Source organism: Flavobacterium sp. CR10, assembly GCF_055814415.1.
Genome location: NZ_CP185985.1, coordinates 4,392,123 through 4,407,701, shown reverse-complemented (window position 1 = coordinate 4,407,701; position 15,579 = coordinate 4,392,123). Strand labels below are relative to the sequence as shown.

The window sequence follows — 15,579 nt, the reverse complement described above, 5'->3', positions numbered from 1 at the left end:
TGAAATAAGTGCAATTGCCACAATTATCTCTATCGTTTTCGTAAAAATTAGAGTTTTCTAAGCGCTTAAATATCAGATAGGATATTGTTAAGTTTTGAAAAATACACAGCAGATGCTTGTTTTTAATAATAATCTTGTTGTTTTTTAATCAAAATGGGTTTTTAAATTTTGTTTTAATCAAACATTTGTCTTAAATATTTTGGTTCATCTATTTTTTCCATTCGTTTTTTATTAATATTGTTTTTTTAGTCGCTTTTTTTTCGAGATTATACGATTAAAACAGGATAGAGCAGGACGGTTCTAATGTGTCATCATCATATTTTTGGAATATTAAAATAAATGTGTTTTAAACATTTAATAAAATTAATTTAAGATTCCATTAAGAAAATTTTGTTATAGACGAGACACATTAAACATGACTAACTAACATTAATAACCTAACCAAAAAAACATTTATGAAACAAGCACTTATAAAAAGATGTAGTTTTCTTTTGTTTACACTGATGAGTGTATTGAGTTATGCTCAAAGTAATCAAGTTACTGTAACGGGAGCTGTTACCGATAATTTATCTGGTCTTCTTCCTGGAGTAAACGTAACTGAGAAATCTACAAAGAATACAGTTACAACAGATTTTAATGGTAAGTATCAAATTAAAGTGAAACCAGGCGCTACTTTGGTGTTTTCATTTATAGGAATGAAAAAATTAGAAATTGCTATTAATGGACGTACTATAGTTGATGCTAAGTTATCTGAAGATTCAAACGAACTTCAAAATATAGTTGTAGTAGGTTACGGTACTCAGAAAAAAGAAAAACTTACAGGGGCAATTGCGACGATTAATGCTGCAGATGTTCAGGATTTGCCAGTTTCTAATTTATCAGACGCATTGAAAGGATTAGTTCCTGGATTAGCTGTTATAGATGGAGGTGGACGCCCTGGTGATGCTGCTTCGTTACAGATTCGTCAAACTTTTAGTTTCTCTAAAGATGGAGGATTTAATACACCATTAATTGTTATTGATGATATGGTACAGGTAGATCCAGTATCGGGTTTCCCTACTTTAGATGCTTTTAACCGTTTAGATCCTTCAGAAATAGAAAGTATTACAGTATTAAAAGATGCTTCGGCTGCTATTTATGGTTCTCGTGCTTCTCAAGGTGCAATTGTTGTGAAAACAAAAAGAGGTAAAGCGGGAGTTACCAAATTTTCATACTATAGCCAATTTGCAGTAAATGACGCTGTTAGCCATAGTAAAACTATGAGCGCTTATGAGTATGGGGTTTGGTCTAATAGATTTTTATCAGTTAAAAATTTAAGTAATAATGGAGTAGGTTATTTTTCAGATTCTGAATTAGAGCAAATGAAAGGCCTAAATTATGATTGGTTAAAAGAAGCTTGGCGACCTGCTACTCAAGATAAGCATACTTTAACTGTTACTGGAGGTAATGAAAAAATGACATATTTTGCAGGTCTTAACTATTTTACGCAAGGAGCAAACTTAGGATCTCAAGATTACCAGAAATGGAATTTTAGAACGGGTATTAATGCTAAGATCTCGAACTCATTAGATTTCTCAGCAGCAATTTCTACTAATTCAGGCGATATAGAAAAATCATTTACAAAAGCGTCAGCTAACATTAATGATAGCAGTTATGGAAGTATTGCTGGTGGAGGTGAGCAAGCCGATTACGGATATTTATTGCACATGCCAAAATATATTCCTTGGGAAACGGTAGTCGATGGCAAAGAGTATTATATGTCTCCTTTTCCTAAAACAACAAGGACTTTAGGAAGCGCAAATGCTAACACTACAATTGCAGGTTGGAATTATTTTGCAACTTTAAACAATGGTTCTAAGCAAGTTTCAGATGATTTCTCATACAATGTGAATATGTCTTTAAACTATAAAGTTCCTTTTGTGAAAGGATTGTCTCTTAAAGGTACTTTTGCAAGAACCGAAAGCACAGGATATACCGAACAAGTTCAGCTGCCATTTGATTTGGCTAGAATTGTTGGATATGAAAAAGCTGATATGCACTTAGCAAGTGCTGCAGTTCCATCTACTACAAACAATGGCGTTGATCCTTACTACCAAATTGACACCAATGTTCGCAACTCTCGTGTATATTATAATACTTCTCTTAGCAGAAATAATCAAGCTAACTTTTTTGCGAACTATGCAAGAGTTTTTGGTAATCATGATGTTGGCGCTATGTTTGGTATGGAGCGTACAGAAGCTGAGTACAGAACTACACGCTTAGCATATGAACAAACTGGAAAAGATTATGGAGGGACATATCAAACAGCTGGTGTAATTTCTTCTAACTCTATTAATACAAAAGGAGAATCAGGAACACTTTCATATTTAGGAAGATTTAATTACAGTTTTAAGTCTAGATATCTATTAGAATTTCTTTTCCGTAGTGATGCTTCAACAAAATTCGCTCCTGAAAACTATTGGGGATTTTTCCCATCACTTCAAGCAGGTTGGATTATGTCTAAAGAAGACTGGTTTACTAAAGCATTACCAGGCATAGACTTTTTGAAACTGCGATATTCTATAGGTAAAACAGGAAAAGATAACGTACAGGCTTGGAGATGGATGCAATATTATGATGTTATTGTAGATAAAGGTGCTGTATTTGGAACAGGTAATACAGGAGGATCTCTAGGAGGAGGAGTTACTCCAAAAGTAAACCCAAATAGAAATGTTGGTTGGGATACAACAATCAAAAATAACATTGGACTTGATATTAATGTATTGAAAAATAGATTACAAATGAGTACTGATTTCTATTACGATAGAACAACAGATATGTTAACTAACATGGCAGGTGCTGTTGGTGTGCCAATTTCAGTTGGTGGTGGTTTTGCTGAACAAAACTACGCTGCTGTTGATGCATGGGGACTTGAGGTAAGTTTGAACTGGAGTGATAAAATCAAAGATGATTTTAGTTATAATGTTGGAGTAAACTTTGGATACTCAGATAACAAAGTAAAAAAATATCCAGATCAAGCTTTGCAACATCCGTCATTTAATGTAACTCAAACAGGCTCTTCTTCTTTCTTCCCATACTGGGGGTTCAAAACTTGGAACGGAACTTCTACAGGAGACGGAATTTTACGTACAGATGAAGATATCGCAAACTACTGGGCCTATTTATCAGAAAGAGCTGCAGCAGCTGGTACAACACCTAGTTTTAATAAAATTACTAGCGTATCAGGCATGGTTAAAGGTATGTTAGCATATGAAGATGTTGGAGGTGCATTTGATCCTACAACTGGAGAACAAGCTGGACCTGATGGAAGAATTGATAAAAATTTAGATTATCAGAAATTAGTCAATGTAAACAGAACTTATGGTTTTACAACCAATTTAGGTATGAAATACAAAGGATTTTATGCAAGAACTCAGATCTCTACTTCTTGGGGAGGATTCCGTGAACTTGATGTTGTAAAACAAGGTACATCTTCTGCGCACAATATGTGGGCTCATGAAAGCTACTGGACAGACATGTATGGACCAGATAATGTAAATGGTAAATACCCAAATTTAGCGCTTTATGACGACGAATTGGTTGGTGCTCCTTCAAACTTCTGGCAGTTAGATACTTTCCGTTGTTTTGTTAGAAACTTAACAGTAGGTTATGGTTTGCCAAAAGACGTTTTAAATAAATTAAACATTAGTAGTTTAGCGATCGGTGTAACTGGAAATAATCTTTGGGATTTCTACAACCCATATCCTAATCACTATCGTAATATGTATGATTCATCGTATGATACTTATCCAACTTTGAGAACTTGGTCTGTTAACTTAAGTGTGTCATTCTAATAAAAAATAAGTAATTATGAAACTAAGAATAAACTCAATATTAACTCTTGCGGTATTACTTATAGTTAGTGCTTCATGTAGTGATAATTTTCTTGAAGACAAGAAAAATTTTGGACAAGTTGACGATTCATTTTATGAAAGTCAAGAGCGTACAAATTGGTATATAAACAATTTATATTATGACTTTTTCTATGCGTATAAGTCGCCTTTAGCAACCTTGGTAGGTCAGTACAATGATTCATACTCTAGATTAACAGAAGAGATTGGCGGAATTCAGGATCTTGTCAATCCAACCAAAACGTTAGTAAATTCAGATGATGCGACTAATTATTTTGGAACAAAATTGGAAGATAAAATTAAAAATGAACCTTATAATCGTATCAGAGACTGTAATAGTTTTTTAGAGGATATTGATGTAAAAGGATCTACATTAGACAAAACATTCCGTGATCGTGCAAAAGGGCAAGTGTATTATCTAAGAGCCGTTCAATATTTTGATTTAATGCGCATCTATGGAGGTATACCTCTTGTGACAACTGTACAAGCCGCGTCTTCAGCTAATGAGGCAATAAAACTGCCAAGAGCTTCAGTTACTGAAGTGGTAAATCAAATTGTAGCAGACTTAGATATGGCGGCTTCATTATTGCCAGGTAACTGGCCAGATGCTGGTGCTGATTATGGTCGTTTTACAAAGGGAGCTGCAATGGCACAAAAAGCTAGAGTATTGTTAACTTATGCTAGTCCATTATTTAATAAAAACTGGGATGGTTCTACAGAAAGATGGGAAGCAGCACTACAAGCTGGATTGGCAGCAGAAGCTCAATTGACAGCTGATGGCTATGGATTATATGGTAGCAATGCCAAACAATGGGATGAGATGTTTAAAGTTGAAGGTTTTAATAAAGAAGCAATTGTGGTTCAATTGTTAGGAAACGGATCAACTGTTGCAGTAAGTAACAACAATTCTTGGGAAAAAGCTATGCGTTTGGTTAGCCAAGGTGGTACTGGGGCTTTTGAAGCTCCTAAGGAAATGATTGATTTGTTTCCAATGTCTGACGGATCAAAACCGACAGCTGCAAATGGTTACGATCCTTTCTTATTCTTTAAAAAACGTGACCCTAGATTTTATAGAACATTTGCCTTTTCCGGAATGAAATGGGGATATGCTGAAGATGCAAACAGTGTAGCCTGGTCTTACCGTTGGTTAGACGGATCTGATAAAGACAAACCATATTTTAGTGATAACAATCAGGAAAATAGCCCGGCATTTGTAAGAAAAATGTCAAATGTAACAGCATCAAATGCTAGTAGTTTTCAGTATTCTGTTACTAATATCATGGAATATCGTTATGCAGAATTATTGCTAAATATTGCTGAATGCTATGCTGCAAAAGGTGACATTGGTAATGCAATCAGTTATTTAGGAAAAATTAGAGCTCGTGTTGGAATTCCTGCAACCAATAATTACGGAATAGGTATTTTGGCGGATAAATATGCAGCTATTGCCGCTTGTCTATATGAACGAAGAGTAGAATTAGCATACGAAGGAAAACGTTTCTGGGATGTACAACGTTGGATGCTTTATAGTAACGAAGCTCTTGCAGGAACTAGTGGTGGTACTGTAACTAAATTAGGTTTAACACCTATCAATGGAACACAACGCACAGGATTCTACCTGCAATATAAAAATACTGCCACAAAGAACGATCCTTTAAAAAGTGTTCGCGGATCAATCAGTGTTGATCCAGATTCGGCTAATTTTAGTACTCAACTAGATGATTTGGCAGCTTTTTATACAAATAACTTTGTATTCACTAATTTATTGACCCCAATGGATAATGTAAATAACGTTGCAGTACAAATTAAATTTAATCCGAATTATTATATAATGGGATTACATACTAGTATCCTAACTCAGAATCCTTGGTTACAACAAACTATTGGATGGAATGGAGGATCTAATGGAACTTTCAACTACCAAGAATAATTTAACTATTAAGAAACAGAATTTTATATCAAGCTTTTCACCTGTATTCGTCAAAAGATACAGGTGATTTGTTTAAAAAGAATTACCACAACTAGAAATTAACATGAAAAATTCCGCATTATTTATCGCATCATCTCTGCTTTTTTTGGGAAGCGCAAAATGTTTTGCTCAATATCCGAAGATAAGTCCAGAAGTTCAGGCTCAGGAAAAAGCAATTAAAGAAGAAGCTCAAAGACTTTCTGATGAAGCTTGGGCAAAAGCTTTAGTAGTTATCGAAGAAGAAGCTAAACATGGAAAGCCATACATTCCATGGGCATCACGTCCAACTGATTTGCCTCAGGCTGAAATTCCAGCTTTCCCAGGTGCCGAAGGTGGCGGAATGTACACATTTGGAGGCCGTGGCGGAAAAGTGTACACCGTAACAAGTTTGGAAGATCGTGGACCGGGAACTTTGCGTGAAGCCTGCGAACAAGGAGGAGCGAGAATAGTGGTATTTAATGTTGCTGGAATTATCAGATTGAAAAGTCCGTTGATTATTCGTGCGCCATACATTACAATTGCTGGACAAACAGCTCCTGGCGACGGTATTTGTATAGCAGGAGAATCAACTTGGATTGATACGCATGATGTAATTATCAGACACGTACGTTTCCGTCGTGGAGAAACTTTCGTAGGACGTCGTGATGATGCAATCGGAGGAAATCCTGTTGGAAATATTATGATTGACCACGTTTCTGCAACTTGGGGATTAGACGAAAACATGTCAATCTACAGACACATGTACAATCCAGGACCAGGTTATCCAGATATTAAAGTGGGAACGGTAAACATTACAATTCAAAACAGTTTATTCGGAGAAGCTTTAGATACTTACAATCATGCTTTCGGAAGTACTTTAGGTGGAGAAAATTGCTCTTTCATGAGAAATATGTGGGCTAATAATGCTGGAAGAAACCCTTCTATTGGTTGGAATGGAATTTTCAATTTTGTGAATAACGTAGTTTTTAACTGGTACAACAGATCTACTGATGGTGGAGATTATACAGCAAACTATAACATCATCAACAACTTCTACAAACCAGGTCCAGTAACCGATTTAACTCAGCCAATTAGCTACAGAATCTTAAAACCAGAATCGGGAAGAAGTAAATTGCCTTATATGGTTTTTGGTAGAGCTTATGTAAACGGAAACGTGGTTAACGGAAACGAAAAAGTGACTAAAGACAACTGGGACGGTGGAATTCAGTTAGAGAATAAGAAAGGTGAATTAATGACGTATGACGAAGCAAAAGAGTATTTTGCTAAAATGAAAGCAGCTAAACCTTTCCCAATGCCATGGTTCAACAAATTTATGACTGCTGAAGACGCTTATGAATTTGTTCTTAAAAATGTTGGAGCGACTCTTCCAATAAGAGATAAAGTAGATGAAAGAATCGTAAGAACTGTAAAAACTGGAGTTCCAGAATATGCAAAGGGATTAGAGAAAAAGACTTTCTACCAATTTGAACACAGACGTTTGCCGATGGATTCTTATAAAAAAGGAATTATCACCGATATTTCGCAAGTTGGAGGATATCCGGAATACAAAGGAAAACCTTATGTAGATACAGACAAAGATGGAATGCCTGATGCATGGGAGAAAAAATATGGTTTAAACCCAAATGATCCATCTGATGCACAAGGAGATCTAAACGGAGATGGATACACTAATATCGAAGATTATATCAACGGTGTAAATCCTGCGATAAAAGTGGACTGGAAAGATTTAGCTAATAATAAAGAAACATTAGTTAGACCTTTATTAGACTTAAAATAAGGAATATTTTGAAGAAGAGCCTGAAAGGCTCAAAGCACTAACATAGGACAAAGTCCTATGTATTAGAGAATAAAGAAAAAAGCCCTGAAAGGGCGAAAGCAATTAATGAAATATGGGCAAAGGCTTACGCCCTTTCAGGGCTTTGCTATATGATTTGTAATTTGTAATTCATAGGGTTTTATCCTATGGTACTGCTTAAAGGCCGTTGGCCTTATGATTGAGCTAAAAAAAATATTAAAAAAAGAAAGACAATGGCACTAAATAAAATAAATGCTGGTTTATTATCGCTGGTTTTCGCATTTTCAAGTTTAAATGCACAACAGCATTTAGATCCTGAATATGTAAAAGTTACCAACGAAAGAGCCGCAAAAATCGTTACCAAATTAGATTTGAAAAACGAAGCAAAAGAAAAAGCAGTTTCAAACATCATCGCTCAGCAGTTTAGAGATTTAACTGAAATTCAGGACGGAAGAGATGCTGAAATCAAAAAAGTAAAAGAAGATACTTCTTTAGCTAAAGAAAAACAAAACGAAAAGATTGATAAATTAAAAGCAAAAGCAGACGAATCAATTGCGAAACTGCACAAATCTTATATCAAAAAATTAAGCAAAGAATTGTCTGAAGATAAAATCACTGAAGTGAAAGACGGAATGACTTATGGTGTGCTTCCAATCACAGTGGCAGGTTATAATGATATGCTTCCAAATTTAACAGCAGAACAAAAAGACTATATCTACAAAGCTTTAGTTGAAGCCAGAGAACATGCAATGGATGCTGGTTCATCTAAAGAAAAACACGGCTGGTTTGGTAAGTACAAAGGAAGAATCAACAACTATTTATCAAAACAAGGTTACGATTTAAATAAAGAAAGTGCTGATTGGCACAAACGTATTGAAGAAAGAGAGAAAGCAAAAGATACTACTTCAAAAGAGTAAAACCTCTCAAAAACTAACTACTATTAACTACACCACAATTTAATGCAAAATATTTTTCCCAACCGTACTTTAAAGAGAACATTAATAGCTTTTTCATTTTGTTCGCTTGTTTCGTCGGCTTATGCCCAATATCCTGTAATTCCAAAAGATGTTCAAGCAAAAGCTGATGCTATCTTAGCTGACGAAGAAAAAAGGCTGAGTGAAATCTGGAACGCTAATCTGTACATAATCAAAGAAGAAGCAAAACAAGGAAAACCCTATTTACCTTGGGCATCTTATCCAAAAGATTTTGTTTTTGCTGACATTCCTGCATTCCCGGGTGCTGAAGGTGGCGGAGCTTACACACAAGGCGGACGTGGCGGAAAAATATTTGTGGTTACTAGTTTAGAAGACAGCGGAAAAGGAACTTTCCGTGAAGCCTGCGAAGCAGTTGGAGCGAGAACAATCGTTTTCAACGTTTCAGGAATCATTCAGTTGAAAAAAAGAATCAGCATGCGTGCGCCTTACGTTACAATTGCTGGACAAACGGCTCCTGGTGATGGAATTTGCATTGCAGGAGAAACTTTAGAAATCGATACGCACGATGTTATTATCAGACACATGCGTTTCCGTCGTGGCGCTACCGAAGTTACCAGAAGGGATGATGCACTTGGCGGAAATCCAATGGGAAATATCATTGTTGATCACTGCTCGGTAAGCTGGGGATTAGACGAAAATATTTCTTTATACAGACATCAATTTGCAGCAAATGCTAAGTCAAAATTAGAAAAACTTCCTGCTTGTAATATCACAATTCAAAACACTATTTCATCAGAAGGTTTAGACACTTATAATCACGCTTTCGGAAGTACAATCGGCGGATTAAATAGTACTTTTATGCGCAATTTATGGGCAGACAACATTTCTAGAAATGCTTCTATCGGAATGTATGGTGACTTTAATTTTGTGAATAACGTAGTATTCAATTGGTGGAATCGTACGCTAGACGGAGGTGATTATCGTTCGATGTTGAACATTATCAACAATTATTTTAAACCAGGGCCAATTACGCCACAAAACGAGCCAATTTCACATAGAATCGTAAAACCAGAATCTGGTTATATTGAACCAAAACAATACGGAAGAGCTTATGTTTCAGGAAATTTTATTGTAGGTTCTCCAGAGGTTACAGCGGATAACTGGAATGGTGGAGTACAATTGGAAAACCTTCCAGAAGCTGAAACAAAGGAATTTTTAGCAGCAATCAAACAGCCAAAACCTTTCTCAATGCCAAAATTTAATATCATGTCGGCTGAGGAAGCTTATGATTTTGTTTTGGCTAATGTTGGAGCGACAATTCCGAAAAGAGATGCGGTTGATGAAAGAATCCTAAAACAAGTTCGTACAGGAAAAATCGAAGTTAAAGACGGTTTAGAAAACTCAATTGGAAAAGAATTTATTAAAAGAAGATTACCTGCAGATTCTTATAAAAAAGGAATTATAACGCATCCTGACCAAGTTGGAGGTTATCCAACTTATAAAGGAAAAGCGTATAAAGATTCTGATAATGATGGAATTCCAGATGCTTGGGAAAAGAAATATGGTTTAAATCCAAATGATGCTTCAGATGCCAATAAAGATGCAAATGGAGACGGTTATACTAATATCGAAAAGTATTTTAACGGAATCGATCCAAACAGCAAAACAGATTGGACGAAAATCGAAAATAATACGGATACTTTAGCGAAGCTGAAATCATTGTTGCAATAGTTAAGTATTCTCAACGCAAACCTGACAGGTTTTTTAAAACTTGTCAGGTTTAATTACACAAAGAATATCCATCTAGTTTGTCATTTCGACGAAGGAGAAATCTTCGCAAGAAACTAACACAAAGTTTATCAAGCATGCGGAGCTACTAACGAAGATTTCTCCTTCGTCGAAATGACAAGATTGTGGAAAAAGACAAACCTAAAAATTATATGAGCTTATATTACTTATATGGTTTAATTTTAAAGTCTAAAAAAATAATAAGGTGAATTTTATCCAATTTATAAATACAATCTCCCTTCAAAAAGATAAAATAATTTTGTCTGGTTTGGCGATGCTTTTCAGTATAAACATCACAGCCCAAAACAATTTCCCAGACATTATCAAAACCAAAGAAGACAAACTTTCTTTCACAACTGATAATCAAGGAAATCAAATCCCAGATTTTTCTTTTGCAGGATATAAAAACTCAGAAGTTGCCATTCCGAATGTAGACAACAAGATTTTTGTTTCCAAACAAGAAGAAGATGCCACTCAAAAAATCCAAAATGCGATTGATTATGTAAGTTCCTTAAAACCGGACAAATCAGGTTTTCGTGGAGCAGTTTTGTTAGATAAAGGAACTTTCAAAATCAGCGGAACATTATACATCAGAAAATCGGGAGTTGTTTTAAGAGGAAGCGGAAATTCCGAAAACGGTACCGTACTTTTAGGAACGGGATTAGAAAGAGAAGCTTTAATTAGAGTTTTAGGTGAAAGTGATAAAGTGTATAAAGATTCATTTGAATTCGCCAATACTTATACACCACTTGGGACGCAGAAAATCCAATTAAAAAACACTTCAAAATTAAAAGTTGGAGACGAAATCGAAATCAGCAAACCTTTAACAGATAATTTCATTAAAGAAGTTAACATGCAGGATTTCGGTGGAGAAACTTCTTGGATTGGATGGAAAAAAGGAGATTGGACAACAACATGGAATCGTGTTGTAACCAAAATCAACGGAAACGAAGTAACGATAAACGCACCAGTTACAATGTCTTTGGATGATGTTTTCGGAACTTCAAAAGTAACTGTTTATATTTGGCAGGGAAGAATAGAGAATAACGGAATTGAAAATATCTTAATAAAATCAACTTACAATCCTTCAAATTTAAAAGACGAAGAACATCGTTGGCAGGCAATCAGTATTGAAAACGCAAGAAATGCTTGGGTGAAACAGGTTAATTTCAAACATTTTGCAGGCGGAGCCGTTACGGTTTTAAAAACAAGTCAACAAGTAACTGTTGAAGATTGTATTGCAACTGAACCGATTTCAGAGATTGCTTCATTTAGAAGACATACTTTTTATACAGAAGGTCAGCAGACTTTATTCCAACGCTGTTATTCAGAATTTGGATATCATGATTTCGCTGTGGGCGGATTTGGAACAACAGGTCCAAATGCTTTCGTACAATGCGAATCGCATTTACCATTCGAAAATAGTGGCGCAATTGGAAGCTGGGCAACTGGAGTTTTATTTGACATTGCCAATATCGATGGGAAATCTTTAAGTTATAATAACAGAGAACAAGGTGGAAGAGGCGCTGGATGGACAGCAGCCAATTCTGTAATCTGGGAATCGTCAGCTTCAAAAGTAGAATGTTATAGTCCGCCAACAGCACAAAACTGGGCTTTTGGAGTTTGGGGACAATTTGGAGGAAATGGACATTGGAAAAACGTAAACGAACATATCAGTCCAAGAAGTTTATTCTACACACAATTAGAAGCGAGATTAGGAAAACTTCCTGTTCAGCCTTTTATTTATGATTTAGGTTCAGAAGCTTCTTCAAGTCCGAGTATAGAAGTAGCTGCGGAATTGACTAAAAACTCGGCAACGACAGCAAAAAGTTTACAAGAATTGATTGTAGAAGCTTCAAAAGCAAATCCGATAAACACAGACAGTAAAGGTTTAAAAAATGCAAACGATTTAAAAGTTGTTCCAAATAAAACAGAAAAATCAACTTCGAAAGTAACAACAGAAAACGGTTGGTTAACTTTTGAAGGAAAAGTAATTGCAGGAAAACAAACCAACGTAGCTTGGTGGCGAGGTGATTTAACCGATGATTTCGTAAACAAATCTACACCACACATCACTCGTTTCGTTCCAGGAAGAACAGGAAACGGATTGACTGATAAAGTACAAGAAACAGTAGATTATTTGACTAAAAATAATATCGTTGCTTTAGAACATAATTACGGGTTATGGTACGACAGAAGAATGGACGATCACGAACGCGTTCGCAGAGTCGATGATGATGTTTGGCCTCCGTTTTACGAACAGCCATTTGCCAGAAGTGGAAAAGATTTCGCTTGGGATCATTTGAGTAAATACGATTTAACAAAATTCAACGATTGGTATTGGAGTCGTTTAGCTCAGTTTGCAACTTTGGCAGAACCAAACGGGCAATTGTTAATCAATCAGCAATATTTTCAGCATAATATTTTAGAAGCTGGAGCACACTGGGCAAGTTCGCCTTGGCGTTCTGCAAACAACATTAACAGTACAGGATTTCCAGAACCGCCACCTTATGCAGGAGATAAACGTATTTTCATGGCGGAGCAGTTTTACGATATTACGAATGCTCAAAGAAGAAAATTACACGAAGGGTTCATCAGAAAATCATTCGAAAACTTTCAGGAAAACAGCAACGTAATTCAGTTAACGAGCGCCGAATATACAGGTCCGTTACATTTTATGGAATTTTGGATTGACCAAGCACAAAAATGGAAAGACGAAACTGGCAAAAAAGGTTTAATCGGTTTAAGTGCTACTAAAGACGTTCAGGATGCTATTTTAAATGATGCCAAAAGAGTAAAAACGGTTGATGTAATCGACATTCGTTATTGGTATTACAAAGAAGACGGTTCTGCTTATGCACCGCAGGGAGGTGTAAATTTAGCACCAAGACAGCACGCCAGAAAACTAAAAACCGGAAAAGAAACCGACAATCAGGTATATCGTGCAGTTCGTGAATACAGAGAAAAATATCCTGAAAAAGTCATTTTATATTCAACAGACGGTTCTTCAAGATTTGGATGGCCGGCTTTAATGGCTGGAGCTTCATTGCCTAATATTCCGAAAATTGAATTGCCTCAATTTTATGCCGCTTTAAGCGAAATGAAATTAGTTGACGGCAATACGTTTTCAGATAATCTTTGGAAATTAGAAAACAAAGGAAAAAGCTATCTTTTTTATCTGAAAGCTGATCAAGATATCACAATCGATTTATCAAATGAAAAAGGAACATTTGAAGTATTTGCAATTAATGCAACGACAGGAAATACAACAAAAAAGGCCAACATCAGCGGAGGAAAACAATTCACAATTCCACAAGCCGAAATAAAAGAAAAAGTGCTTTTTGTAGTAAGAAAGTAAAAGTTAATAGCCATGAATTCACGAATTAATTAAAAAAATAAATCTGTTTAATTTGCCAAATCTGCGAGAGTAAAAAAAATTTCACGCAGATTTAAAAAGATTAAAGCAGATTAAGCAGATTTTTTAAAATTTAGATCTGCGCAAATCTGCCAAAATCGGCCGAATCTGCGTGAAATAAAAACACAATGATTATAAAAGAAAAATTCGTGAATTCGTGGCTAAAAACCAAAAAACATAAATTCAAAAACAACCCAAAATGAATCTGAAAATTAAATCTTTATACGCTCTTTGTATAAGCTTTATGTTTACAGCACAAAGCGGATTTTCGCAATCTGCTAGAACAAAAGCATCTCTGCCTGAAATCAAAGTATCTAAAAATCAGCATTATTTTGTTACCGAAAACGAAAAACCATTTTTCTGGCTAGGCGACACAGGCTGGCTAGCATTTGGAAAACTGGACAGAGCAGGTGTTGAGAAATATTTCAAAGACAGAAAAGACAAAGGATTTAATGTCGTTCAAGTAATGGTTTTACACAATATAAATGCCGTTAACGTTTATGGCGACGCTGCTTTAATCAACGAAGATGTTTCAAAACCCTTGATTACGGCAGGAAATGATTTCAAAGATGCAAAACAATACGATTACTGGGATCACGTAGATTATACTTTAGATGTAGCTCAGAAAAACGGAATTTATGTAGCAATGGTTCCAGTTTGGGGAACTAATGTTTCAAAAGGAAATAAAGTAAGCAAAGAACAAGCAACTGAATATGCTAAGTTCTTAGCTAATAGATATAAAAACAGAACCAACGTAATTTGGTTAAACGGTGGAGATACTCACGGAAATGAATTTCAGGATATTTGGAATGCGATCGGGAATACTTTAAAAAGCAACAATCGAAACCAGTTAGTGACTTTTCACCCGTTTGGAAGAACCGATTCTTCAGAGAATTTTCATAATGAAAAATGGCTGGATTTCAATATGTTTCAATCAGGACATAGAAGATACGATCAGGATTCATCAAAAACGAATTTCAAAGAAGACAATTACAAGTTTGTCCTTAGAGATTTCGAATTAAAACCAACAAAACCTACACTTGATGGAGAACCATCTTACGAAGGAATTCCACACGGTTTGCACGATACTTTACAACCAAAATGGACAGCAAACGACGTTCGCCGTTACGGATATTGGTCGGTTTTATCAGGTGGGGCAGGTTACACATACGGACACAATGCCGTAATGCAAATGTTCAGAAAAGGTGATAAACCAGCGTACGGAAACAAAGAATTATGGACATCAGCCATCAATGCTCCCGGAGCAAAACAAATGGTTTATATTAAGAAATTAATGGAAGAAGTACCATTTTTAGAAGGAGTGCCAGATGTTTCTTTAGTAGTAAACCAAGGCGAGAAATATGATTATATTCCAGCCATAAGAGGAGAAAAATACGCTTTATTATACACGTACAACGGAAGAATAATAGAAGTAAAACTTGGAAAAATTGCTGGGGATAAATTCGAAGCAAGTTGGTACAATCCAAGAAATGGTAAGAAAACTAAAATCGGAACATTTGATAACAAAGGGACTCAGAATTTTCAACCAGAAGGCAAAAAAGAAGATGGTAATGACTGGGTTTTGATTTTGAAGTCAAAGTAACCACTCAGTTTGTCATTCCGAGGAACGAGGAATCACACTCGAGAATCGACAAAGATTGGAGAATTACTTTACGTAATTTCTAGTGAGATTTCCCCTTCGTCGAAATGACAAAAAATAAGAATAAAATATTTCACGCAGATTTAAAAAGATTTAAGCAGATTCTGCAGATATTTTTAAAATATAA

The 15,579-nt window shown here is 35.6% G+C and carries 7 protein-coding genes; all 7 read left to right on the top strand.

All coding sequences use genetic code 11. From position 1 onward, the window contains the following. Positions 1–455: 455 nt before the first annotated feature. The 7 genes from ACNRYB_RS18645 to ACNRYB_RS18615 all read left to right on the top strand — a co-directional run bounded on the left by ACNRYB_RS18645 (position 456) and on the right by ACNRYB_RS18615 (position 15,395). Positions 456–3,833, top strand: coding sequence for a SusC/RagA family TonB-linked outer membrane protein (locus ACNRYB_RS18645; RefSeq protein ID WP_129746942.1), 3,378 nt, complete (start codon positions 456–458; stop codon positions 3,831–3,833). 16 nt (positions 3,834–3,849) lie between these two features. Then, complete coding sequence (locus ACNRYB_RS18640) at positions 3,850–5,820, top strand: RagB/SusD family nutrient uptake outer membrane protein (RefSeq protein WP_129746943.1); 1,971 nt, start codon at positions 3,850–3,852, stop codon at positions 5,818–5,820. A 103-nt stretch (positions 5,821–5,923) separates the two neighbouring features. Next, positions 5,924–7,636, top strand: coding sequence for a polysaccharide lyase (locus ACNRYB_RS18635; RefSeq protein ID WP_129746944.1), 1,713 nt, complete (start codon positions 5,924–5,926; stop codon positions 7,634–7,636). A 251-nt stretch (positions 7,637–7,887) separates the two neighbouring features. Further along, the gene (locus tag ACNRYB_RS18630) at positions 7,888–8,571 is read left to right on the top strand and encodes a DUF3826 domain-containing protein (RefSeq protein WP_473728297.1); all 684 of its coding nucleotides are present in this window, start codon (positions 7,888–7,890) and stop codon (positions 8,569–8,571) included. 42 nt (positions 8,572–8,613) lie between these two features. Next, the gene (locus tag ACNRYB_RS18625) at positions 8,614–10,320 is read left to right on the top strand and encodes a polysaccharide lyase (protein WP_473728296.1); all 1,707 of its coding nucleotides are present in this window, start codon (positions 8,614–8,616) and stop codon (positions 10,318–10,320) included. A gap of 262 nt (positions 10,321–10,582) precedes the next feature. Next, positions 10,583–13,735 (top strand): DUF6298 domain-containing protein, encoded by a 3,153-nt coding sequence (locus ACNRYB_RS18620; protein ID WP_473728295.1) that lies wholly within the window; start codon positions 10,583–10,585, stop codon positions 13,733–13,735. A 256-nt stretch (positions 13,736–13,991) separates the two neighbouring features. Then, the gene (locus ACNRYB_RS18615; protein WP_473728294.1) at positions 13,992–15,395 is read left to right on the top strand and encodes a glycoside hydrolase family 140 protein; all 1,404 of its coding nucleotides are present in this window, start codon (positions 13,992–13,994) and stop codon (positions 15,393–15,395) included. Positions 15,396–15,579: the final 184 nt, after the last annotated feature.

Excerpts from the sequence above, each read along its gene's own strand:
- ACNRYB_RS18645 (WP_129746942.1), top strand. The coding sequence starts at position 456 with ATGAAACAAGCACTTATAAAAAGATGTAGTTTTCTTTTGTTTACACTG.
- ACNRYB_RS18640 (WP_129746943.1), top strand. The coding sequence starts at position 3,850 with ATGAAACTAAGAATAAACTCAATATTAACTCTTGCGGTATTACTTATA.
- ACNRYB_RS18635 (WP_129746944.1), top strand. The coding sequence starts at position 5,924 with ATGAAAAATTCCGCATTATTTATCGCATCATCTCTGCTTTTTTTGGGA.
- ACNRYB_RS18630 (WP_473728297.1), top strand. The coding sequence starts at position 7,888 with ATGGCACTAAATAAAATAAATGCTGGTTTATTATCGCTGGTTTTCGCA.
- ACNRYB_RS18625 (WP_473728296.1), top strand. The coding sequence starts at position 8,614 with ATGCAAAATATTTTTCCCAACCGTACTTTAAAGAGAACATTAATAGCT.
- ACNRYB_RS18615 (WP_473728294.1), top strand. The coding sequence starts at position 13,992 with ATGAATCTGAAAATTAAATCTTTATACGCTCTTTGTATAAGCTTTATG.